Annotated in this window: 21 protein-coding genes and 3 pseudogenes; 16 read left to right on the top strand and 8 right to left on the bottom strand. The window is 68.5% G+C overall.

Going from position 1 to position 21947, the window contains the following annotated elements:
* Positions 1-143 (top strand): annotated as a pseudogene (locus AB0924_RS17410) (RNA-guided endonuclease TnpB family protein); the annotation flags it as partial.
* Positions 144-368: 225 nt separating this feature from the next.
* On the opposite strand, the gene AB0924_RS17405 reads toward AB0924_RS17410, so the two are convergent.
* Positions 369-1721: a PQQ-binding-like beta-propeller repeat protein gene (locus AB0924_RS17405; RefSeq protein ID WP_366911843.1), complete on the bottom strand. Its 1353-nt coding sequence runs from the start codon at positions 1719-1721 to the stop codon at positions 369-371.
* Positions 1718-2269 carry a SigE family RNA polymerase sigma factor gene (locus tag AB0924_RS17400; protein ID WP_358940177.1) on the bottom strand — a complete coding sequence of 184 codons (552 nt, stop codon included), beginning with the start codon at positions 2267-2269 and terminating at the stop codon, positions 1718-1720. Before AB0924_RS17400 ends, AB0924_RS17405 begins: the two co-directional genes overlap by 4 nt.
* A gap of 591 nt (positions 2270-2860) precedes the next feature.
* Between AB0924_RS17400 and AB0924_RS17395 the strand changes: the two genes are divergently transcribed.
* Positions 2861-3250, top strand: a complete 390-nt coding sequence (locus AB0924_RS17395; protein ID WP_366911842.1) for a hypothetical protein — start codon at positions 2861-2863, stop codon at positions 3248-3250.
* A gap of 57 nt (positions 3251-3307) precedes the next feature.
* Here the strand turns inward: AB0924_RS17395 and AB0924_RS17390 are convergent.
* Positions 3308-3439 (bottom strand): annotated as a pseudogene (locus tag AB0924_RS17390) (TmrB-like protein); the annotation flags it as partial.
* 341 nt (positions 3440-3780) lie between these two features.
* On the opposite strand from AB0924_RS17390, the gene AB0924_RS17385 reads away from it, so the two are divergent.
* From AB0924_RS17385 to AB0924_RS17360, 6 genes are all read left to right on the top strand, one after another.
* Entirely contained in the window at positions 3781-4011 is a 231-nt protein-coding gene (locus AB0924_RS17385; protein WP_358940175.1) for a hypothetical protein, read from the top strand.
* A 36-nt stretch (positions 4012-4047) separates the two neighbouring features.
* Positions 4048-4770 (top strand): DUF4129 domain-containing protein, encoded by a 723-nt coding sequence (locus AB0924_RS17380; RefSeq protein ID WP_366911841.1) that lies wholly within the window; start codon positions 4048-4050, stop codon positions 4768-4770.
* A gap of 35 nt (positions 4771-4805) precedes the next feature.
* Positions 4806-5303 carry a hypothetical protein gene (locus AB0924_RS17375; protein ID WP_366911840.1) on the top strand — a complete coding sequence of 166 codons (498 nt, stop codon included), beginning with the start codon at positions 4806-4808 and terminating at the stop codon, positions 5301-5303.
* Positions 5304-5441: 138 nt separating this feature from the next.
* Positions 5442-6377, top strand: coding sequence for a MoxR family ATPase (locus AB0924_RS17370; RefSeq protein ID WP_366911839.1), 936 nt, complete (start codon positions 5442-5444; stop codon positions 6375-6377).
* Positions 6374-7717, top strand: a complete 1344-nt coding sequence (locus tag AB0924_RS17365; protein WP_366911838.1) for a DUF58 domain-containing protein — start codon at positions 6374-6376, stop codon at positions 7715-7717. Before AB0924_RS17370 ends, AB0924_RS17365 begins: the two co-directional genes overlap by 4 nt.
* Positions 7714-8229, top strand: coding sequence for a hypothetical protein (locus tag AB0924_RS17360; RefSeq protein WP_366911837.1), 516 nt, complete (start codon positions 7714-7716; stop codon positions 8227-8229). Before AB0924_RS17365 ends, AB0924_RS17360 begins: the two co-directional genes overlap by 4 nt.
* A 336-nt stretch (positions 8230-8565) precedes the next feature.
* Here AB0924_RS17360 and AB0924_RS17355 read toward each other — a convergent pair whose 3' ends face one another.
* Positions 8566-9642 (bottom strand): winged helix DNA-binding domain-containing protein, encoded by a 1077-nt coding sequence (locus tag AB0924_RS17355; protein ID WP_366911836.1) that lies wholly within the window; start codon positions 9640-9642, stop codon positions 8566-8568.
* Positions 9643-9817: 175 nt separating this feature from the next.
* The gene (locus AB0924_RS17350) at positions 9818-10675 is read right to left on the bottom strand and encodes a calcium-binding protein (protein WP_358940168.1); all 858 of its coding nucleotides are present in this window, start codon (positions 10673-10675) and stop codon (positions 9818-9820) included.
* Positions 10676-11102: 427 nt separating this feature from the next.
* Between AB0924_RS17350 and AB0924_RS17345 the strand changes: the two genes are divergently transcribed.
* Positions 11103-11750 carry a hypothetical protein gene (locus AB0924_RS17345; RefSeq protein ID WP_366911835.1) on the top strand — a complete coding sequence of 216 codons (648 nt, stop codon included), beginning with the start codon at positions 11103-11105 and terminating at the stop codon, positions 11748-11750.
* Positions 11751-12071: 321 nt separating this feature from the next.
* Here AB0924_RS17345 and AB0924_RS17340 read toward each other — a convergent pair whose 3' ends face one another.
* The gene (locus AB0924_RS17340) at positions 12072-12197 is read right to left on the bottom strand and encodes a hypothetical protein (protein ID WP_366911834.1); all 126 of its coding nucleotides are present in this window, start codon (positions 12195-12197) and stop codon (positions 12072-12074) included.
* A 158-nt stretch (positions 12198-12355) separates the two neighbouring features.
* Here AB0924_RS17340 and AB0924_RS17335 point away from each other — a divergent pair, with 158 nt between their 5' ends.
* A complete protein-coding gene (locus AB0924_RS17335) occupies positions 12356-13564 on the top strand; it encodes an RNA-guided endonuclease TnpB family protein (RefSeq protein ID WP_366911833.1) in 1209 nt (402 codons plus the stop codon).
* Between the two features lie 647 nt (positions 13565-14211).
* Here AB0924_RS17335 and AB0924_RS17330 read toward each other — a convergent pair.
* Positions 14212-14781 (bottom strand): dienelactone hydrolase family protein, encoded by a 570-nt coding sequence (locus AB0924_RS17330; protein ID WP_358940723.1) that lies wholly within the window; start codon positions 14779-14781, stop codon positions 14212-14214.
* Between the two features lie 67 nt (positions 14782-14848).
* Here AB0924_RS17330 and AB0924_RS17325 point away from each other — a divergent pair, with 67 nt between their 5' ends.
* The 6 genes and pseudogenes from AB0924_RS17325 to AB0924_RS17300 all read left to right on the top strand — a co-directional run bounded on the left by AB0924_RS17325 (position 14849) and on the right by AB0924_RS17300 (position 21559).
* Positions 14849-15412: a winged helix-turn-helix domain-containing protein gene (locus tag AB0924_RS17325; RefSeq protein ID WP_358940724.1), complete on the top strand. Its 564-nt coding sequence runs from the start codon at positions 14849-14851 to the stop codon at positions 15410-15412.
* A gap of 959 nt (positions 15413-16371) precedes the next feature.
* Entirely contained in the window at positions 16372-16824 is a 453-nt protein-coding gene (locus AB0924_RS17320) for a VOC family protein (protein WP_366911832.1), read from the top strand.
* Between the two features lie 208 nt (positions 16825-17032).
* Positions 17033-18853: a hypothetical protein gene (locus AB0924_RS17315; RefSeq protein ID WP_366911831.1), complete on the top strand. Its 1821-nt coding sequence runs from the start codon at positions 17033-17035 to the stop codon at positions 18851-18853.
* A 234-nt stretch (positions 18854-19087) separates the two neighbouring features.
* Positions 19088-19843 (top strand): annotated as a pseudogene (locus AB0924_RS17310) (hypothetical protein); the annotation flags it as partial.
* Between the two features lie 413 nt (positions 19844-20256).
* A complete protein-coding gene (locus AB0924_RS17305; RefSeq protein WP_366911830.1) occupies positions 20257-20769 on the top strand; it encodes a GNAT family protein in 513 nt (170 codons plus the stop codon).
* Positions 20770-20866: 97 nt separating this feature from the next.
* Entirely contained in the window at positions 20867-21559 is a 693-nt protein-coding gene (locus AB0924_RS17300) for a Type 1 glutamine amidotransferase-like domain-containing protein (protein WP_366911829.1), read from the top strand.
* A gap of 76 nt (positions 21560-21635) precedes the next feature.
* On the opposite strand, the gene AB0924_RS17295 is transcribed toward AB0924_RS17300, so the two are convergent.
* Positions 21636-21890, bottom strand: coding sequence for a hypothetical protein (locus AB0924_RS17295; RefSeq protein WP_358940698.1), 255 nt, complete (start codon positions 21888-21890; stop codon positions 21636-21638).
* Positions 21891-21947 lie beyond the last annotated feature (57 nt).

The following is a 21947-nucleotide window of genomic DNA, read 5'->3' as shown; positions in this document are numbered from 1 at the left end:
CGGCACGCAACATCCTGGCCGCCGGGCTGGCGGCGTCTGCCTGTGGAGACGGTGTAAGACCTCAACGGGAGTCCTCCCGGACGGGGCGGCCGTCGGCGAAGCAGGAAACCCAGCGGGCGACCGCTGGAATCCCCCGCCTTTAGGCGGGGGAGGAAGTCAAGAGAGCTCGGTTCATCCACACCCTCCAAAAGATCGTCAGATTTCGGAGCGGTCGCAGTCTAGGGCGCGGCCTGGCGGGCGAGAACCCACCCGCAAGCCGCATCGGGCCATCGTGAGGGGGTGGTGGTGACCACGAGAGGTCCCTCTGGGCTCCTGGATCGGGACGACAGGCCAGGACGCACGTACCGCCCCGGCCTGTCGTTGTCGCGTCAGTGGCCGGTCGGTGGGAGCAGGGAGAAGATCTTGCTCCCGTTCCTGGCGATCAGCACGTCCTGGTACAGCAGGAGTTGGGGCGTATCCGAGAGGCCGCCGGGTTGCGGTTTGCCGGTGTCGATGTGAGCGTGCCAGACCTGCTTGCCCGTGCGCAGGTCGAGGCCGGAAAGGTCTCCGGCCGGGCTGAAGAAGTACACGGTGGCCTGCCTCGTCGACACCACGGGGGACGCGAGAGACGCCATGGTGTCCTTGCCGGGCATCGTGACGCCCACCGGTCCGGTCCACACGGTCTTTCCGCTGGTCAGCGAGTGGGCGGAGGCCTGGCCCTTCCAGGACACGGAGATCAGGCGATCACCGGCGACGGCCCAGCTGGCGATGTGCCCCTTGGCCTGGTCGGGCAGTGACGTGCGTGTTCCGGAGCCGCTGACGCTGGTCAGCTGGAAGTCGTCGGCTGCCGTGCCGGCGGTCGCGGCCAGGACCATCCGGTCGTTCGAGGTCCCGAGCAGCTGCTGCCGGCCGGGCAGGGTGGTGACCTTGTGGGCCTTGCCGGTGGCGGGGTCGAGACGGAGGAGGTCGGTGTCGTGTACTTCCTCGGTGTCCTGGGTGCACAGGAGGTAGGGCACACCGCTCAGCACGGCCCGCTGGCACACCTCACCCTTGGCCCAGGTGTGGCGCCACTTCGTTTCACCGGTCTGCGGGTCGAGGGCCGACATGGTGCGCAGGGACGGGGTGTTCGCCCAGACCGCGCCGTCGATGAGCATGGCGGCCTGACCGGTGCGGTCGTCCTGCGGCATCTCGACCGACCACAGCCGCCGGCCGGTGGCGGCATCGACTGCCATCACATCGGTGCCGCCGGCGTAGTCCCCGTTGGGCTGGTGCTTGGCCGTGTGGTTGCGGTAGGCGTAGACCACGCCGTCGCGCACGGCGAAGGGGTGGTCCATCCCGTCGCCTCCGCCGTTGACCTTGACGGTCCACAGCCGCTCGCCGGTGTTGGCGTCCACTTTCACCACGTCGTACTTGGACCCGCTGCAGTACAGCGCGGAACCGTCCGCCAGGCAGCCCCGCTCGCTGACTCCTGCTACGCCGCTCTGCCACGGGTGCCAGCCCGGCGGCGACGCCGCCGGCCGCACCGGGCGGCCCTGTTCGCCCGCACCGCTCCCCCACGGGCCGAGCATCGCCCCCGCGGCGATCGCGGCGACGGCCACCGCAGCCCCGGCGGCCTGTGCGAAACGACGCCGGCTGCGCCGCCGTAGCACCTGCTGCGCCAGGTCCCCCGGCGCCAGCACCCCGTCCAGGGCGACCGCGTGCAGCGTCTCGCGGACCTTCTCCTCCACCCGCTGTGTCGTCATCCCTGGATCTCCTTCGCCGTGTAACTGAGCGGTCGCAGCTGTTCCGCGGGCCCGTCGGGCTCAAGCTCCGGTACGAGCGCACGGAGCTTGGCGAGCGAGCGGTGCGCCGTGCTGCGCACCGTGCCCACCGGGATGCCAAGGAGCGCCGCGACCTCGCCCTCGGGCAGATCCTCGAAGTAGCGCAGTACGACCACGGCGCGCTGGCGCTTGGACAGACGGCCGAGCGCCGCCCACAACACGATCCGCAGCTCCGGCTCCGCACCGGCGCCCGCCTGTCCGCCGGACTCGGGCAGCACCCCCACCGTGGTCTCGGCGTGGTGTCTGCGCAGCCGCCAGCGGTTGACCTGCTGGCGGTACAGGATCTGGCGGACATACGCCTCGGGCTGTTCGATGCGCGTCCAGCGCCCGTAGGCCTTCATCAGCGCGATCTGCAGCAGATCCTCCGCGGCGTGCCGGTCCCCGCCGGTGAGCAGAACCGCGAGCCGCAGCAGCGCGGTGGAGCGCATCGCTACGAACTCCCGGAATTCATCGTGGCTCGAGGCCTCCATCGACCCTCCCCTTCTTCACGACCCCCACGACGCGGTGAGCCACTCGTGGCTATCCCTCAGCTGGGCGAGATTGTGCGTTCCTACCAAGCTGGCCGCAGTCCTCACTCCCCGGAGAGCTGCAGAAGGCGAGCACTCCCTTGCGCCGGCTGACGGAACGGTGGGACACGAAGACCTCCGTGCGGTGCAGCTCAGACACCTCCACCACACCGGGGGTCTTCGTCGTGATCAAGACCCCAGCGCTGTCAACAACGCTCGTGATCAATACACCTGGGAGGCGTCATCGGTGGAGCAGCGGTGGTCATTGCGCAGGGTCGCGGTGCCGTAGTCGTTGTCCCACATGTACGCGTGGCGGTCCTGGTACAGGTTGGTGCTGGTGTCGCGGCCGATGCCAGTGTCGACGAGGGCGGCGGGGCGGCCGTCCAGGGGGAGGTGGCGAAAGGTGTACGTGTGGCCCTCCTCGTCACACAGGGTCCAGCCGTCGCATAGAGTGCCGTCGCGAGGGTGTCCACGTCGTTCGCCATAAGACGATCTTGGACACCCTCGTTCTCGTCTCCGCAGGCACCCCTTGGACCACACCACCAGGAGGAACCAGTGTCATACCCGCAACCGCTCACCCCCGAGGAGACGCTCGCCGACGCGAAGAAGCTGTTGAGCCTCCCGCGTATCGTCGTGATCTGCGGCTCCACCCGTTTCATGACAGAGATGACCGAGGCCGATCTGTGGGAGACCAAAGCCGGAAAGATCGTCGTCAAGCCGGGTTGCGACATGAAGTCGCCGCACGAACTTTGGTCCGATCCCGTCGAGGCCGAGGCGCTGAAGGTCCGACTCGACGATCTGCACCGAGCGAAGATCCGGCTCGCTGATGAGGTGCTCGTAGTCGGCGACTACATCGGAGACAGCACCCGAGCCGAAATCGCCTACGCCCGGTCGCTGGGCAAGCCCGTGCGGTTCACGCACCCCGAAGTCGACCCCGACGCCTGACCGCCCGCCCCCACACCCTGCGCAGGCACCCCTTGGAATTGATCATCCAGGCCGATCGGTAGGCACCTCCACGATCTCCCCCAGGACATAGCTGACCATCTCCGGGTCATGGACGAGCGCCTCGGGTCAGCGCGGACTCAACTCGTCCACCAGCGTGGCCTTCCTGCTGCCGAGCGGCTCGTTCAGCAGGCGATCAACGTTATTCTCCCTGCTGTGTTGCGATGCCCTGCGCGGGCGCAGCGTGTCGGATCAGCATGCCGCGCGGCTTGGGTGGCTCCAAACTCCACTGCACCTCAGCTCGGACACTCGAAGTGGGACGGGCAAGTTGGGAAGCAGTACCCAACGAAGCCCGCTTCGCCACATAGTGCAACCGACAGCCGCGAGTCGCGTGGGGGGGGGCTGCACGCTGGCACAACGTGACGTATCGGATGGTGCGCTGGAGGTCCCGCCCGGCCACCCCGCCGGGGTCTCCTGCTGGCACGCCGACGACCGGTGTGCGAAGCTGCCGATCACACGGGAGAGGTGTGGCGGTGGGGCGGGAGCGTACGGCGGGCGGGCGGCCGAGGCACGGCACGATCGGCATCGCACAGGCCGCGTTGGCAGTGCTGGTGGTGGGCGGAGCAGCCCTGGGTGCACTGCTGCTGCGCCCCGATACAGGCTTGTTGACCCAGGGCCGCGGTCCGCTCGGCGGCAATGCCGTCCTCGTGTTCGGCCTCGCCCTGATGTCACTCTTTGGTGGCTTGGCGTTGCGCGAGAAGTAGCGGGAGCAGGTCGCCGCCGCCAGGGAGCTCAACCCGGTGGAACAGCGGGTGGTCGACAGCGTGAGTCGCGTCCTGCTGGCCGCGTCGCTGGTGGCACCGCTGCTCGTCATGGCCCTGCACCAGTTCGGGCCGTCCGGCAGCAGCCACGGGACCGGCCACAAAAGCGGCCACGAGCCGTTGCCGCCTCCCAGCCCGCGGCAAGACCCGATACCTACCGTGCCGCCCGCACAGCATGCCGGGCACGCCGGCCACGACATGCACTTCGGGCTGACGCGCATCCTGCTCGGTCTGGGCATCGCCCTGCTTGTCGTGGTCGTCGTGATCGCCGCGCTGCGCCTGTGGCGGCATCTGACCCGGTCGCCGGCACCCGAGACCCCGGCGACGTACGCGATGCTCGACGATGAGCAAGAGCGCCTGGTCCAGGCCGTTGACTCCGGGCGCCGTGCCCTGCTGGACGGAACCGACGCCCGCCCAGCCGTCATCGCCTGCTACGCCGCCATGGAGGAGTCGCTCGCCAACTCCGGCGTAACCCGGCGCGCCTCGGACAGCCCGCAGGACCTTCTGGAGCGGGCCGTCACCGGCGGCCTGCCCATGGGTGTGGCCGCCGACGCGCTCACCGCGCTGTTCCGCGAGGCCCGTTACTCCACGCACCCGATGGACGACAGCCACCGCGACCGGGCCGCGGCCGCGCTCGCCGAAATCGCCGACTGCCTGCGCTCGCGGACGTCTGGACCCGAAGCCGTCACGGGTACCTCGTGAGAACGCCTGCCCGGATCCGGGCCAATGCCGACTCCGTGGCGTCAAAGCCCGGTTCGCTGCGCCACTCGCTGGCCGTACTGGGCACGGCCGCGGTCGCGGTCGAAGTACTGCTCGCCCTGGCCGACGGTGCCGCCGCGGCCGCCGGCGGCCTCGCCCTCATCACCGCAGTCGCGCTGGCCCTGGTGCGCTATGCCGCGGGTGGCGCCGCCCAGGACAGCGGCTATCGCAGGCCGGTGCGTTTGCTGGACAGCCGGGCCCCGGCACTCGGCGGGTGGCGGCGCATCGTGGCCAAGGCCCTCGCGGACGGCGGGGAAGCGCACCTCGCCACCGTCATGCGGCCGCAGTTGCAACGGCTGTTCGCCGCTCGGCTGGCCGAACGGCACGGCGTGGCGATGTACCGGAACCCGCAGCGGGCCCGGGCGCTGGTCGGAGCTGAGCTGTGGCCGTGGATCGATCCCGAGGCGACCACTCCGCAACCCACTCTCCCCGAACCCGTCCTGCGCTCCCTGCTCGACCGCCTGGAAGCCCTGTGACCGATGGCGCTGTGACCGACCCCCCGCAGCGCGCGCATCCCGACCCCGCCCCGTGAGGAACCGACCGTGACCAGGGCGCAACCCATACCGGACCAGACCACCTTGACTCCCCGACAGGCGGGTGAAAGGGCTGCGGCCGTGCTCGACGAGATCGGCACGGCGGTGGTCGGCAAGGCGGAACCGCTGGCGCTGGTGATGCTCGGCATCCTCGCCGGCGGCCACGTCCTCATCGAGGATCTGCCCGGACTCGGGAAGACGCTGCTGGCACGCTCCTTCGCCACCACGCTCGGCCTGGACTTCCGCCGTATCCAGTTCACCCCCGACCTGCTGCCCTCCGACGTCACCGGAGCTCCGTTCTACGACCAACGGACCGCCGACATGGTCTTCCGGCCGGGCCCCGTCTTCACCCACCTGCTACTCGCTGACGAGATCAACCGCACCCCGCCCAAGACCCAGGCCGCACTGCTGGAGGCGATGGCCGAGTCCCAGGTGTCCATCGACGGAAATACCCGGCCGCTGCCGAAGCCCTTCGTGGTCATCGCCACCGCCAACCCCATCGAGTACGAAGGCACGTACACCCTGCCCGAAGCCCAACTCGACCGGTTCCTGCTGCGGGTTCGTATGGGCTATCTGGCGGCATCCGAGGAGACCGGCATGCTGCGCGCGCGTCTCGATCGGGCGGCCGCCGAAGCCGTGCTGCGCACGCTCAGCGGTCCGGGCGAGGTGCTGGACATGCGGGCCGCCGTCGAAAGCGTCGAGGTGGACGACGACCTGCTGGAGTACGTCGTCGCGCTGGTCCGAGCCACCCGAACCCACCCGCATATCCAGGTCGGCGCCTCTCCGCGCGGCGGCCTGGCCGTAGTGCAGCTCGCCCGCGCCCGCGCCGTCCTGGACCTGCGGGACTACGTGACCCCAGAGGACGTCAAGTCCGTCGCGGTGCCGGCCCTCGCACACCGCGTCACCCTCAAACCAGAGCTGTGGGTCCGGCAGATCGACAGCGACGACGTGATGCGCGAGATCGTGCAGTCCGTGCATGCCCCGCAGACCTTGCCGCGCACGCCGATCGCATCATGACGGAACCCGTGCCGGCCCGCAGAGGGGCCGCCGCCGTTCAACGAGCCCTGGACGGGGACCACGACGCGACCGCCCAACCCCCGCCGCCCCCACCTGGCCGGCGCGCCAGTGAACGCGTTCTCCGGATGGGCACCTTGGCCGTCGTCGCGCTGGCCGCCGCGCTGGTCACCGGGCGGCCCTGGGTACTTGCTCTCGCCGCCACGCCAATGGTGCTGCTCGCGCTCGCCCTGCCGACCGGGCCGCACCCGGAGGCGGTGACGGCCGAGGCCGAGGTGGAGCCGCGGCGATGCTTCGAAGGCGAGCAGGTGACGGTGCGAATCACCGTGTCCTACGACGGCGATACCGGCCGCCTGGACCCCGGCGTCACCCTCGGTCACGGGGTCCGGCTCGACCACCTCGCGGTCGGCCCGCACCGCGTCGATCTCGTCCTGACCGCGCAGCGCTGGGGCCGCTGGACGCTCGGCACCGTAGACGTGGACGTCTACGACCGCGGCGGGCTGGCCCGGCGCACCGTCCGGGCCGAACTCGGTGAAGTCGCCGTCTTCCCGCTGCCCGAGCACGCCGGCCTCACGCCCATCCCGGTCCGGCTGCCGCAACGCCTCGGCGAGCACACCGCCAGGCAGCGCGGCGAAGGCGTCGAGGTCACCGGCGTACACCCGTATGTGCGTGGCGAACGGCAGCGGCGGATCCACTGGCCGGCCACCACCCGCCGCGGCACCTTGCAGGTCCACCAGTTCGCCGCGGAGCGCGCCGCCGACACCGTGGTGCTGCTGGACGTGCTCGCCGACGTGGTCGACCCGGTCACCGGCGCGTCCTCGCTCGACGAGACCTTCCGGGCCGCTGCCGGACTGGTCCGCGCCTACCTGCGCACCCACGACCGGGTCGGCGTGGTGTCGGTCGGTGGCGCGACCCGCTGGCTGCAACCGGGCAACGGCCAGGGGTACTTCTACCGCATCGTCGAGAGTGTGCTGGAGGTCCGCAAGGACCGCGCGTACCGTACGGAAGGTCTCAGCCTGCTCCCACCGCCCGCGTTGCCCGAAGGAGCGCTGGTGTACGTCATCACGCCACTGACGGACCAGCGGATCTTCGACATCCTGCACCAGGTGCGCGGCCGGGCCAACCCGATGGTCGTGATCGAGGTCCCCAGTGGCGAGCCGGTCCTGGAACCTGGCGACGCCGAAGACGAACTCGCGCTGCGTCTGTGGCGGGCTGACCGCGACGCCATGCGCTTCGCCTTGGTGGAACGCGGCGTCGCGGTCATTGCCCACCGGCCCGGCGAGACCATCGACCTCGCCCTTGCGCCGCTGCTACGCACCCGCATCCACGGGGGGACCCGATGACCACCGCACCCGCCCGGACCGCCCGGCCAGGCTCGCGCCTGGGCGACAGCCGAGCAGCCCTACTCGTCGCACGCCTCACCTCCCGCGTCACCGACCGTCTGCTCGGAACGGCCCTGGCCGTCGCCGCCTGTGACCCGCCGGTCGCCCTGCACGCGTCAGTGCCGGTCAAGGTACTGGTTCTGGGGGCGGCGACGGCCGCGTGGTGGGCCGCTCCGATGGTCGACGCGCGCCCCGTCCTGGCCTCCATGCGCTGGCGGACCCTCGCGGCCCGCCACAGGACGACCGTGCTGCCGGCGGCTGCGATAGCGGTCGCCGCGGCCACCGGCCCCGCGGTCTGGCTGGTCGTCTGCATCGCCGCCCTGCTGCTCGCCTACCTGCTGGTCACCGACGCGTGGACGGCTGGTGTCACCGCCCCGCCCGGCCGGCCGCAGGCGACACCCGCACTTGCGGCCGCAGCCGCGACCACGGTGGTACTGCTCGCCGCCCAAGCGCCGGTCGCCGGTCGCCGGTAGCTCATGGGCACGTCTGCCCGCCTCACTCGCCATCGCCGCGACCGCGGTTTGCCTGGTACTGGCGCTGCGCACCCGCCGCAGCCCGCCCGGCTGACCGACGAGACCGCCGGCGGGTTGGGCGCCTGTCCAACCGTTGTTGACGGTCACGCCGAGCAGCTGGACAACTGCCCGTCGTCCGGCCCCTGCCTGAACGCTCCTGGGCTGCGGCGCTGCTCGTGGACCAGGAACGCCTGCGAACCCGCCCTCCTTTCATCGCCTCTCCCGTGCTGTAACGGCGCTCGCCGTAAGTCACGTGATCAACAGACGTAGGACTCGGGTCAGCACGGGAGCCGTTGGCTATGTGGTGGGCTTCAGGAAGCGGAAGACGGCGTCCTTCTCCATGTCGACTTCCCGCCGGATCCGCGGGGGGACAGGATCGAACGCATCCACGCTGATGGAGCGCGCGCCGGAGCCACGGCTCCAGGTGGCCATGGCCAGGCCGTCGGCGATGACGGTCGGCCGGATGATGCCGCCTCCCGGCCAGACGCGAGCCTGGTGGGCAGCGGGGACGGACACCTCGCGGGTGCGGTAGCCGACCAGGTAGTTGTCGTAGGCGGGCAGCATGCGAACGTCTGGAGCGGCAGACCGGTCCGGGAGTTCCTGCAACCGGCCGGCGATCACGGTCAACGCTCCGTAATCGGTGATCACGCCGGATTCCGCCAGCAGTTTCCAGGCCCTGCGTGCCCAGGAGATCGACAGCCCGGACCATGCGGCGAAGTCTTCCACGGCGGCGGGGGCGTGCGCGGCCAGGTAGCGACGGGCCAGCTCGGCGAGAGCGGCGTCTGCCTCCCTCTGGAAGCGCCCGGTGGGAGGCAGCCAGTCGTCGAGCAGCACATACGTGGCCTCACCGGCGCGCTGCGGGCCGTGGCAGAGGATGCCGGTGAGTGCCGCGTGGCGGATCAGGTGGAAAGGCGCCTGCCCGTCCGGCGGGACACCCAGGGTGGTGAGGTGCTCGGTCAGCCCGGCCCGAGTGAGCGGGCCGTGCGCGGTGAGAACGCGCCGGATGAGGTGATCGGCACGCCGGCGCAGACCGTCGTCCAGGCCCAGCTGCTGGTAGCGGCGGCTGCTTGCGGCAAGGATCAACGGCGACAGCAACTGCAACACCCAGCGGGCGTCATCGCTGGGGATGGTGTGCAGGGTGCCGCGCATGTACCAGCCGCGCACGATGCTCCGTTCGTCCTCGTACGCCGTGCGGATGGCCGCGACAGTCATGTCCCGCGCGCGTACCCGGACGCCCAGGTCGGCGGCCGTGGCGTCTTGAGACTGGATGGCGAAGACTCGTCGGACGACAGCCTCAGCAGAGGCCTCCCGTGCTCCGCCGGCCAGGGCTTGGGCATGGGCCCGCAGCCGGCGGACGCTTTCGTGGTCAAACATCAGGCGGCACCTCTCACTCAGCGCGGTCAGGAGACGGCCGCATCGAGGGTGCTTGCCGGCCTCCGTGGCCGCCATGCCACTCTTTCCGACTCCCCGGCCGCTAGAGGCCCAGCAACACCTTCAGCAGCGTCACCACCGCGGTACCGACGAGGATTGCTGCACCGAGCTCAGCATTCTAGGGACGCACATCGACGTAGTCGCCGGTGGCCTTGGCCGGGCCGGTGGTGTGGGTGCCGGTGAAGTTCCACCGCCAGTAACCGTCCCTCGCTGCCTTGACTGTGGTGCGAAGGGTTCCGGTGCCGCTGGTGTTCACCGTGACCACCGTGGTGTAGGTGCTGCTGCCCTTCGGGCGGAATTGCAGTTTCACGGCCTGGCCCGCGTATCCCGCATACCGGTAGGTGTCCCAGTTGGCCCTCACGAGCTTGCCGGTCACGGTGATACGAGCGCCCTTGGCCACCGGTTCCGGCGAGGCGTTGACTGTGAGCCGCGCGGCACGCTTTAGGCCGAACGACCCCACGCCGGGGGCAAAAACGGAATCGCCGTCATTGATGTCGACCAAGGCGTCGACTGACCATGTTCCCGCGTTGGCGTTGGCCAGGTCCACTGGATCGTCGCTGCCCGGAGCCGGGTGGGCGTTGACGGTGAACACCGTCGTGCATGCCGTCGCGGTCTCGCAGAACGCATCGGTGGTGTAGAAACCGCCGTGCGGCCCCTTCAGATCCACATCGGCGAAATACAGACCGGGGTCATCCGATCCGGTGACCGTGACCGGGAACTGCACGTTGTGCGTTATTCCTACGATGACGTCGTGTCCGGAGTTGACGGTGGCACCGCTGACTACCGGCTCGCTGGGCGTGGCATCGGCCGAGGCCCCCACTCCCGTCAGCAGAACGGCGACGGCCCCCACCACGACACCGCGGCTTGTGACGTGACCGACGGGCTTGCGCCGTGTGGCACGTGCGGCGGCGATGAGCGGGACGATGTCACGCCCGCCGCTTTGTCTGTCGCTCGGCGGTGCGGCGAAACGGCTCATAAGTCCTCCCATGGATGACAGGCCTTGCTGCCAACCACCGCACACGCAGGCAGTTGGTGGCGAGCGCAGGAGACCGATGTGTGTCACTCCCTACGACTGCCGAACCGGTCGGATCGTTGCCCCGGTCGGGGCGGGTAAACAACCAGCCACCCGCCACGAGAGTCGGACACTCCTACGGCTGTGATGCAGGGGCTGTCCCTGTTGACGAGTAGGAGCAGCACTCGCGCTTCTCCTTCCGAGCTTGCTCGTTCACCGGTCGGCGATGTGATGGCGGGCGGCTGTAGACCGCTCGGTCCGGTCGGCTTGGGCGCCGCGGATCTGGGCGCGCACCGTGGCCAGGTGGGTGGCGATCTGATCACAGCACGGCAACAAGATTCACGGGACAACCACATGTGGCTTAGCGTGTTCCGCCTGTAGTCGCACCATCATGGGGGGATCCATGCGTATCCACATCATCAGTGCTGTCCTGCTCTGCGCAGTGAGCGCCGGGGCCGTCGCCTGTCAGCCGACGGACACAGCCAAGCCGAGCGGCAGTGCCCCGCCGGCTGAGAGCACGAGTGTCGAGCCGACGAAGGATGACAAGCCGGCCGGGGAATCCAAGTCCGTGCCGAACTTTGTCGGCATGGGCCTTCAGTCCGCACAGGACACCGCCCAGGAGCAGGGGTTCTACATCCTCAAGAGCCACGACTCACTGGGCCGGGCTCGTATGCAGGTCTTCGACCGGGACTGGAAGGTCTGTTCGCAGAGCGTCAAGGCGGGGAAGGTCGCGGCCACGACGACGAAGCTCGACTTCGGCGCGGTCAAGCTCGCTGAGACCTGCCCGGCCCACGATGAGGCCGCGCCCTCGACAGTCGGCGGGACGATGCCGAACTTCCACGGCAAGAGCGTGAAGGCTGCCCGGCAGGCCCTCGACAGCAGCACGTCGATCACCGTGACTGACGCTACGGGCGCAAGCCGGTGGGTGCTGATGGAGTCGAACTGGCAGGTGTGCACGCAGAAGCCGGCCGCGGGGGTGAAGCTGAACGGGCAGCCGGTCAGCCTGGACGCGGTCAAGTTCGGGGAGGACTGCCCGTAGGAACAGCGAGGCGCCCCCTCTTAGGGAGGGGGCGTTGTCCCAGCGTAGGGGTGCAGCCCCTACGTGCCTCGTGGGCCTCGGGGTCGGTGAGCCAGATAGTTTCAACGGTGAGGGCAACACCTGTTCCGAGGTTGTGTCAACTACTCGGTTCCCCTGTGGCGTTCGCCGGGCGTGCCCTCGCGCAATGCATCAAGGCCGTGCAGATGCAGCTCCAACTGCTGCGGCGGTTCCTGCGGCGGCCGGGACGACAGCGGGCGACTGCTTCAGCAACAACGGCAAGTCGGCGCGGTGCGCTGCTGGAGCCACGAGCGACTGTTTCCTTCATTTTCTACGCAAGCGGACGACGACCACCCCTAGAAGCAGCACGACGATCACCACAAGGAGCCATATCGGAAGCGCCGCCGCTAGCGTGCCACGAGCCATCTGCACTGAGTTCATGCTGTTCATCGGGTCTCCTTCGTGGATACCCCGGCCTGCAGGCCGGGGAGGAAACGAAGCTCCCGCGTAGCGGGGCAGGGAAAGGCGAATCGCCGCCAGGGCGATTCGCCGTCTATGGCCACCGGCCAACACCCGCCACTGACACGGGAACTGATAGAATGTGAGCTATGACGCAGCAGGTCAAGCGGGCGTTCAAGTACCGCTTTTACCCCACGAACGAGCAGGCGGCTGAGCTGTCCCGCACGTTCGGCTGTGTCCGCCTCGTGTACAACAAGGCGTTGGAGGAGCGCACTCGCGCCTGGTACGGCGAGCAGCGCCGCCTCTCCTACGTGCAGTCCTCCGCTGCGCTCACGGAGTGGAAGAAGACCGAGGAACTGGCCTTCCTGGCGGAGGTGTCCTCCGTCCCTCTTCAGCAGGCGCTGCGCCACCTTCAGACCGCGTTCGGGAACTTCTTCGCCAAGCAAGCGAAGTACCCGCGCTACAAGAGCCGGAAGAAGTCCCGCGCGTCGGCCGAGTACACCCGCAGCGCGTTCAAGTGGCGTGACGGGAAGCTGACGCTGGCGAAGATGGCCCAGCCACTGGACATCCGCTGGTCGCGTCCCCTGCCCGAAGGCGTGGAGCCGACGACCGTGACAGTGTCCCGCGACGCGGCCGGGCGTTGGTTCGTGTCCCTGCTGTGCGAGGACACCATCACCCCGGCCCCCGCCACCACGCAGGCCGTCGGCATCGACGCCGGGATCACCTCCCTGGTGACGCTGTCCACCAGCGAGAAGATCACCAACCCGAAGCACGAACGCCGCGACCGCGCCCGCCTCGCCCGCGCACAGCGCGAGCTGTCGCGGAAGGCGAAGGGCTCGGCCAACCGCGAGAAGGCCCGGGTTAAGGTCGCTCGCATCCACGCGCGGATCGCCGACCGGCGCCGCGACTTCCTGCACAAGCTGTCCACTCGGCTCGTCCGTGAGAACCAAACGGTCGTGATCGAGGACCTCACCGTCCGTAACCTGCTGAAGAACGGCAAGCTCGCGCGCGCCATCTCGGATGCGTCGTGGACGGAACTTCGCTCCATGCTGGAGTACAAGTGCGCCTGGTACGGGCGTGAACTCGTCGTGATCGACCGCTTCTTCCCCAGCTCGAAGCTGTGCGGGGCCTGCGGCACGGTTCGCGGGATGCTGCCGCTGAACGTCCGCGAGTGGACGTGCGCCTGCGGCGCCGTGCATGACCGCGACGTGAACGCGGCACGCAACATCCTGGCCGCCTGGCTGGCGGCGTCTGCCTGTGGAGACGGTGTAAGACCTCAACGGGAGTCCTCCCGGACGGGGCGGTCGTCGGTGAAGCAGGAAACCCAGCGGGCGACCGCTGGAATCCCCCGCCTTTAGGCGAGGGAGGAAGTCAACCAGTCTCCTACGGTCACGTCCGGGACGGCCCGGCGAGCCGTCCCGGACATCGGCTGTCACGAAGCCTTCAAGCCAGGCTTGGTGAGACCCTTCAGATCCTTCGCGTTGCCCAGCCAGTCCAACGCTCAGCCGCGTTCCGGTCGACGTAATCACCGACTGCCTCCACCGCCACGTTCTGGGCGCACCCCTCAAAAGGCCAGTGGCGTCCTGGTAGCCGCCGGCGAACCGGTAAGGCTGGGCGACCGGTTCGGAGGACCGGGCTGGAATGCGCACGACGCGGGGGCTGTAGGTGTACGAGTCGACCATGTTGCCGTCCACGTCCACCAGAGCCATCACCGAGCCGATCGCATCGGTGAGGTAGTAGTAGCTCTTGCCCCCACTGGTCATGGAGTTAAACGTGCCTTTGGGCTCGCGGCTGAAGCCCAGGTCCACACCAACCGCCGGCTTCGCGGACAGGCCAGGCGGGCCGCTGCGCCGCGTGTGGTGGGCGCGCGGCACCGTGGATCCACCTTGACCAGGTCGAGGTCGGCCTGCCCGCGGGCCGCCGCCTTGGGCGATGACCGTCCATGTGTCCGGAAGGTCCCGGCCGCAGCCCAACGCTGAAGCGCGCCGTAGTTCGCCCGCGTCGGTCAGACGGAGGTGAGGAACGCCCGCACCCGCTCCATGAGCAGTCGGGACGCCTCCGGGTCGTACGCGTCAAGCGAGGAGTCGGCGAAGAGGTGCTGGTCGCCGGGGTAGACGAACAGCTCGGCGGCCTCCGTGGCGCCGGCGAGCTCGCGTGCGGCCGGCAGGTCCTCGTCGAAGAACTCGTCGCCTTCCTTGCCGTGGATCTGCACCGGCACCCCCACCGGCCATGCCTCCCCGAACTCCGCGACCGGGAGGCAGGAGTCGATGAGCAGAGCCCCGCGGGCCCCGGGCCGGGTCTGCGCGAGCCGCTGGGCGATCGTCACACCGAAGGAAAATCCGGCGTAGACGAGCCGGGGGCCGAGGTCGTCGGCCGCTGCGGCACCATGCTTCCGGATCGCGTCAAGCCCCTTGTCACGCGCGTATCCGAACCCCTCCTCGATGCTGGCGAACGTGCGGCCGTCGAAGAGGTCGGGCGTGTGCACGGTGTGTCCGGCCTGTCGCAGGTCGTCGGCGAAGGCCCGCACGCCGTCGGTCAGGCCCTGGATGTGGTGGTACAGCAGCACTTCGGCCATGTCAGCGGTTTCCCCGGCTCAATGTTCGACTATTTTGGAACGTTCGGCGATGCTAGACTGTTGCGTCGTGGCGGACAACCCCCCGGACTACGAGCTGGCCGATCGGATGGCACTGACCAGGCCGGCACAGGTGAAGGCCATCGGCCACCCGCTCCGCACCACGATCCTGCAACTGCTCCACGAGCGGGCCGCGACCGTCACCGAGCTCGCGTCCGCCCTCGAGCGCCCCAAGAGCACGGTTGCGCACCACGTGGACGTGCTCACCGGTAACGGCCTTCTCAAGGTGGTGCGCACGCGCAGGGTTCGGGCGATCGAGGAGCGCTTCTACGGGCGCACCGCCCGCATGTTCCACGTGGCAGCCGAGCCCTCACCCGCCGGCGAAGAGATGCCGGGTGACTTCAACGACTTCGAGGTGGCTGGGCGCGAGTCCTCGAAGGCGTTCCAGCAGGGAAAGCTCTGGGGCTTCATCCGGCATGCGCGCATCTCGGAGGATCAGGCCTCCCAGTTCTGGGACCGAATGGCCGCGTTGGTCGATGAGTTCGACCGGATGCCGAGGTCCGGCGAAACCATGTACGGGTTCGCGATCGGCATCTATCCCACCGACCATCCGACCCTGCCGACAGCGGAGTGATCACCTGCTCTTGTCGTGAAGCTTTCAGCCTGGCTGCGGCCCTTCGAACACCGCTCGACCGACCCGTTCCGCGTCGGCGGCAACTTCTCGAGGACAGAGGTGCACGCGATCGTGCGCGGTCTTAGCGGTGGTTCAGGCGGTTGAAGTGATCGCTCGGGTGCCCCCTGCCCGCGCAGCGCCAGATCAGCGATCCGGGCGGCGACCGCTCGGTCCTGGCCAACACCAGGGCGCCAGGCAACCCCGGTCCGCCCGGCTGCGTCCGTGACCACGAGATGAGGGGGAACAATGCCCGGTGGCTCAGCGGAGAAGGACAAGCCCGAAGTGGTGCCGTTCATGGCGTACCTGTGGGCAACGGTGATGACAGGCGGCGGCGCTTTCGCCCTGGTGCATGACAGCACGGGCTGGCATCGCTGGGCGTACGTGCTCTGCCTCATCGGCGGTCTGACCGGGGTGGGCGAGTGCGCGAAGAGGGCCCGCCGTGCCCGAACCGCGGGTATGCCTCAACCATGGCTGCCGCCGGCACTTCTTGTGGCGTACGCGGCGGCGGTGGTGTGGCGTACGCGGCGGCCGTGGTGCTGACCTTGATCGTGCCGGCGGTGCGCTGATTGTCCGCAGCCATCTGAACAGTCCGGGCACAGCCGGGCTCCGGAGCCGAACTGGCCTGAGCCGCGGTGATCTCCAGAGCGGCAGGGGCGCGCCTTTCGCGGTGCAGAAAGAGGTCCAGAAGCTGGACGGTCCGCTCGAAGGGAGATCGCCGTACAACCATGACCTCCTGGTGCTGCGCACAAGCACCCAAGGGCTGACCACCACCGGCGCCCCACGCTACTCACAGGACACCCCGGGAACAGCGCCTGCACCACGACGGCGTTCCCGAACTCCCCCGGCCGTGTTCCTCCGTATCCATGGACAGCCGCCGGTCCACTATGGAAGGAAACATTCGATTCATCTGGAGGCCTTGCATGCACCGTGACGGTTTTCCTGCCCCGGATTCCGGGCTTCTCCTCACCCACTTTCTCACGGTGGCCGACGTAGACCGGTCTCGCGCCTTCTACACCGACGTTCTCGGTGGTGAGGTGGTGCTCGAGGAGAACCCCTGCACCATCAAGCTCGCCAACGGATGGATCATCATGAACCCGGGCGGCGGCCCCACTCCGGACAAGCCAGACATCACCCTGCGCCCACCCGCCGACCCGAGCACAGTCAGCAGCTTCCTCAACCTCCGCGTGGCCGACATCGAGGCATGTCACCGGGAGTGGAGCGCGAAGGGGGCCGAATTCCTCACGCCGCCCATCGATCGCAAGGCCGAACTGCGGTGCTACCTGCGCGACCCGGACGGCTACCTCATCGAAGTGGGGCAGGCAACCGGCATGCTGAAGGGCGTCTACGCGGACCCGCCGGCCGGCAGAAGCTAGGGCCCGTTCTCAGACGGATTTCGCCTTGGGCAGGAATACAGCGAGGCTGACCGCTGCCTCGTAGGAGGTGGCGGTCCCGTCCGTACCTGATGCCAACTCCGCGGAAGCCTTCGAGCGCAGGGGGATCTTCACCAATCCCTTCGACAGGCTGGGTGATCGGCTGGCAAGCTGCGCACATGATCTACGGAATCGAGTCTCACCTCACCCGGTGAGCGCCCAGGAAGAGCGCCACGCGCTCACTCCCCCGACTGCTCTGTACGACCACGTCCTGCATCTGCTGCGGGATTCACCAGGCGGAGTCCCGTCCTGGCGCGGCTACTCCTTGCCCCAGAAGACCGCGACGAGCGCGGGTTCGTCCTCTCGGGAAGAGGCGAAGAGTGCCATCCGGGAAGCACTCAGCCCCCTCCCGGACGACCCTGCCATCCTGCATCGCCGCTTCGAACGACTCGGCATTCAGGATCGTCACAGGCACCTGATCAACTCCATCGTCGCCGGGCTGCCACTGCCCGCCGAACGGCTGGATGCGGCCCGCACCCTGGGACGGCGCCTCATCCGGACCGGTACGACCGCGCCCACCGTCACCGCAGGTATCGCCCTGCTGGGCCGTCTCGGCGGCCCTGAGGACGTTCCGCACCTCTCCGTCCTCGGTCTGTTCCGGGATCTCACCGGCATAGCGGTCAAGGCGCTCGACATCCTCGATCGCCGATCCGCGGGTGTCGTGTGGCTCGCGGTCTACGCCCGCCGCGACGAACTGCAGCCACTCGTTCACGCGCTATGGACAGGTGACCGGCAGGCCATGCGCACAGAACTGGTCGCGCTTCCTGCCTCGCCGCGCTTCGTCAGCAGCGCGGTCGCCCGCCGGATCTCGGAGGCTTGTCTGCTGTCTGATCTGCTCGACGACCATCCCTCCGACACCCACCTGGTTGCCCGCGCGGGCAGGCTGCTAGTCCGCATGGGGCGTTCCCGTGACGACGCTGCCGACCTCCTCGGCTACCACGACGGGCTCCGCGTGTACAACAGCGTCGTCAGCCGAGCCGGCCTTCTGCCTCCCACCCTCGACAACACCGCCATGCTGCTGTCGCTCGCCCTCGACATGAGCAGCGGTACTGGCGTGCTGCTGGACTGGCCGCCTGGACTGCGCGCGTCACTGTTGGACTCGCTCGGACGGCTGTTGGCCGAGCCTCGATGGGCGTTGGCAGGCGCTACCGCAAGTAATGCGGAGCAGCGGCGGCGAGTCGACTGGATCCGTCGCACCGGACGGCAGCCGTTCAAGAGCCGAGCCGCATCCGGCCCGTTCCGCATCGAGGTGGTCGCCGGTGACCCCGCGGACCGAGAGCCTGTCGAGACACGTGTGCTCATCGATGGCCGTCCGGTGGTCCCTGCGGTGTTCGGCCGCGGCCCTGCCCACAGCCCCGAGTACCTACTGGATGACGGCCGACTGCGGGCGGGAGATGAGCCGCGCGAAGTGCAACTGGCGGAAGCCAACTGCACGGAAGGCTGCTGCGGCGCGCTCTACGTCAGGATTCGGCAGGACGCGCATCATGTGGTGTGGGAGCACTGGCGGCAGACCATGCCAGGCTCGCGCGAGCCGACACCCGAACTTCCCGCGTACCGGTTCGATGCAGCCGCCTACGGTGCGGAGGTAGCCAGGGCGGAGACTGACTGCTCCTGGTCCTGGCGGGCCCGTAGCATCGCCAGGCTGATCAAGGCAGGGCTGGTGGAGGACCCGGGCTTGTTGAGCCGATGGGATGCAAGCCGAGGTTGGATCAGCAGTGGTTTCGACGACCCCGACACCGCTGTGGTGACCTTCTGGTACGTGCCGGGGCTTGCCTCTGGCAGACCGGAGCGAGCCGACAGTCCCCTTCAGTTCCGCTGGGTCATCACAGACGACGGCACTACGCCCGAGTCGCAAGCCGCCGCCGCCCTGCGGCGACTGGCGGAAGAGGATCCGAAGTCCTATGCGCGGGTGTGCGGTGGCAGTCGTGAGCGCGCAGAGGAGCTTGGGTTCACCTGGCCGGACAGCGTCTAGCCGACAGTCGAGTTTTCGTCCGCGCTCCGACGCTGTGACCGCACCTGCCACAGCAAAGTCGGATGCGGTAGCCAAGTGGGCTATTTCTGCCGGTAGTTCTGCCTGGTCCACCTCCGCGCACCCGTGATCCACTCTCCGGTGACGGGGGGGGGGACGTCGACCCCCTTGCGGGCCCCCGCCCGCTCAGGCCACCGGCGCATCGGCCGGTGTCCGAAGGAACAGGAGTCCGATTCCGTGACGTCCCATCGTCGCCCCAAGCAGCCGAGCCGCACGCGCGTGAGCGTGCTGACCACCGCAGCCGCCGCCGTCGCGCTGAGCGCGAACGCCGCCGACGCCACGCCTGGTCAGCGGCTCGGCAAGGACCCGGTGAAGGTGAAGGTCGACAAGCTCTACGAGCAGGCGGAGCAGGCCACCGAGAAGTACAACGAGGCCAACGAGAAGCAGCAGAAGCTGCAGAAGGAGATCTCCAGCATCCAGGACAGCGTCGCCCGCGGCCGGCAGGAACTGAACGCGCTCCGTGAGGGGCTGGGTTCACTGGCCTCCGCGCAGTACCACTCCGGAGGCATCGATCCCTCAGTGCAGCTCTTCCTCTCCTCGGACCCGGACGACTACCTCGACAAGGCGTGGACGCTTGACCAGTTGAGCGGCCAGCAGGTCGAGGCGCTGAAGAAGATCCAGGACAAACAGCGTCAACTCGCCCAAGAGCGCGCGGAGGCCACCGAGAAGCTCAAGGACCTGGCCGCCACCCGCGCCGAGCTGGGCAACAAGAAGAAGGAGGTCCAGGGCAAGCTCGGGGAGGCGCAGAAGCTACTCAACACCTTGACCGCCAAGGAGAAGGCGGCCCTCGACGCCGAGCAGCAGCGCGCCAGCCGCTCCTCCGCCGAGCGCGTGGACATCGGCCACCACGCCCCCGCATCCGGCCGGGCCGGCGCCGCGTTATCGGCCGCCCAGAGCCAGATCGGCAAGCCCTACGTCCGCGGCGCCACCGGCCGCTCACCACCTGGCGCGCGGCTTTCGCCAACGCCGTGCGCTGAGCGGTGTTCGGGTACAGCCGGAAGCTGTACCGAAGCTGCACGCGGGCCACGATACGCTTCCCGGATCTCGTCCGTCACTGCTGGCGGGCGCAACGCCTGTGGTCCGGCTCGTACTTCGCCGGGTCGGTCGGCGGTGCGGCCGCTCAGCATCGTGAAGCAGTACATCGAGCAGCAGAACCGGCCGCTCTGACGCTGGATGAGGTGACCAGTGCGGATCCGTGCCCATAGCTGAGGTCAGAGCAGGCTAAAGATTCGCTTCACCACCGGGCTGAAGCCCGGTGCACTGCGAATAGACCCGGTAGCGGCGTCACGGGGTCACCCGAAAACCGTCGCGCGAGGCGGACCTCCCGTCGCGTAGTGTCCCAGGCCATGACCGTGTTGCATGGTGCTCTCGTCGTACTCCGCCCCACCGTCACCGAAGACGTCACTGCCCTGGCGGCCATCCGGGCTACTCCTGAGGTGCGTGCCCGGTGGAAGGGCGGAGACGATCTCGAAGCCGACATCGCAGCCAACCTTGACGACCCCGACTGCCACTGCCTGACCGTTGAATACCAGCAGGGGATCATCGGCATGATCCAGTGGTATTCCGAGGAAGATCCGGACTACCGGCGCGCCGGTATCGATGTTTTCCTCGAGCCCACCGTGCATGGCAATGGACTGGGCACCGACGCAGTACGCACACTGGCCCGCCACCTCATCGATGCGTACGGCTACCACCGGCTGGTCATCGACCCGGCGGCCGACAATACCGCGGCGATCCGCTGCTACGAGAAGGTCGGCTTCCGGCCGGTCGGCATCATGCGGCAGTACGAGCGCGGTCCGGACGACACCTGGCACGACGGCCTCTTGATGGACCTTCTGGCCACCGAGCTGACGCGCTGATTCCTTCCATCCTCCGAGGAGCGGTCCTGGCACCTACTAGGCGTACGGTCACACCAAGGGCGGTCCGTTCAGCCAGGGCCAACTGCCGCTTCTGACCGTGTCGACAACACTCCTCTGGAAGGACATGATGAAGCTTCTCCTCACCGACTCCGGTGTCAAGAACGCGAGCATCCGAAATGCGCTGCTCGACCTCCTGGGTAAGTCGATCGCCGAGTCCAGCGCTCTCTGTATCCCCACCGCCGGGTACGGAGCCCCCGACGCCGATCCGGGCGGTCCATGGCGGTTCATCAGCGGCCAATCCCCCAGCCCGATGACCGGACTGGGGTGGAAGTCGGTGGGCGTGTTGGAGCTCACCGCACTGCCCAGCATCGAGGAAGCGCGCTGGGTCTCCTGGGTCCGGGAGGCCGACGTCCTCCTGGTCAATGGTGGTGACGCGCTCTACCTGGGCCACTGGATGCGAGAGTCCGGGCTGGCTGCACTCCTGCCGTCGCTGTCCGACACGGTCTATGTGGGGCTCAGTGCCGGGAGCATGGTGATGACCCCCCGTATCGGTGAGGAATTCGTGGGCTGGAAGCCGCCCACCGGCGACGACAGCACGCTGGGCGTGGTTGATTTCTCGATTTTCCCGCACCTGGATCATCCGTCATGTCCGGAGAACACCATGGCCGCGGCGGAACGGTGGGCGGCCAGGATGACGGGCCCGGCCTATGCGATTGACGAGCAGACCGCCATCAAGGTGGCCGATGACGCCGTCGAAGTGGTCTCCGAGGGCCACTGGAAGCTGTTTTAGTACTTCCGCCGAATGAACAGCGCAGTGTCTGAGAGCCGTGCGGCCGATCAAGGAGCAGCTTGGTCTGTCCCCTGGCTCAGACGGCTGCGATCGTGAATACATGAGTGATCACGCAACTCCGACTCCAGCACCCAGCCTCGACGAAGTAGCTGCCCAATGGCAGGCGCTCATCGCCGGTGATGTGACCCGTGAAGCGATCCATGCTTGGGCAGCCGCGTGGGTCGAGGACGAAACGGACCTTCGCGTCCCGCCGCTGGTTTTCGGGGCCCTGCAGTACCTGCACGGCTTCGACCTGTGCCGGGATCCGGATCGTCCCGGAGTCGTCTGGCACGGCACCGCGGATGAGGGCGGGTGGGTTCACTCGCCCGACGAAATCGCTGATGGCTTC

The organism is Streptomyces sp. NPDC047869 (genome assembly GCF_040704065.1).
Lineage (GTDB): Bacteria > Actinomycetota > Actinomycetes > Streptomycetales > Streptomycetaceae > Streptomyces.
The sequence above is the reverse complement of the archived record's forward strand: the minus strand, read 5'-3'. Positions and strand labels throughout refer to the sequence as shown.

Coding starts and splice junctions, on each gene's coding strand:
- AB0924_RS17345 (WP_366911835.1), top strand. CDS start 11,103: ATGGGGGGATCCATGCGTATCCACATCATCAGTGCTGTCCTGCTCTGC.
- AB0924_RS17335 (WP_366911833.1), top strand. CDS start 12,356: ATGACGCAGCAGGTCAAGCGGGCGTTCAAGTACCGCTTTTACCCCACG.
- AB0924_RS17365 (WP_366911838.1), top strand. CDS start 6,374: ATGACGGAACCCGTGCCGGCCCGCAGAGGGGCCGCCGCCGTTCAACGA.
- AB0924_RS17305 (WP_366911830.1), top strand. CDS start 20,257: ATGACCGTGTTGCATGGTGCTCTCGTCGTACTCCGCCCCACCGTCACC.
- AB0924_RS17350 (WP_358940168.1), bottom strand. CDS start 10,675: ATGAGCCGTTTCGCCGCACCGCCGAGCGACAGACAAAGCGGCGGGCGT.
- AB0924_RS17405 (WP_366911843.1), bottom strand. CDS start 1,721: ATGACGACACAGCGGGTGGAGGAGAAGGTCCGCGAGACGCTGCACGCG.
- AB0924_RS17330 (WP_358940723.1), bottom strand. CDS start 14,781: ATGGCCGAAGTGCTGCTGTACCACCACATCCAGGGCCTGACCGACGGC.
- AB0924_RS17400 (WP_358940177.1), bottom strand. CDS start 2,269: ATGGAGGCCTCGAGCCACGATGAATTCCGGGAGTTCGTAGCGATGCGC.
- AB0924_RS17360 (WP_366911837.1), top strand. CDS start 7,714: ATGACCACCGCACCCGCCCGGACCGCCCGGCCAGGCTCGCGCCTGGGC.
- AB0924_RS17340 (WP_366911834.1), bottom strand. CDS start 12,197: ATGAACAGCATGAACTCAGTGCAGATGGCTCGTGGCACGCTAGCGGCG.
- AB0924_RS17355 (WP_366911836.1), bottom strand. CDS start 9,642: ATGTTTGACCACGAAAGCGTCCGCCGGCTGCGGGCCCATGCCCAAGCC.
- AB0924_RS17320 (WP_366911832.1), top strand. CDS start 16,372: ATGCACCGTGACGGTTTTCCTGCCCCGGATTCCGGGCTTCTCCTCACC.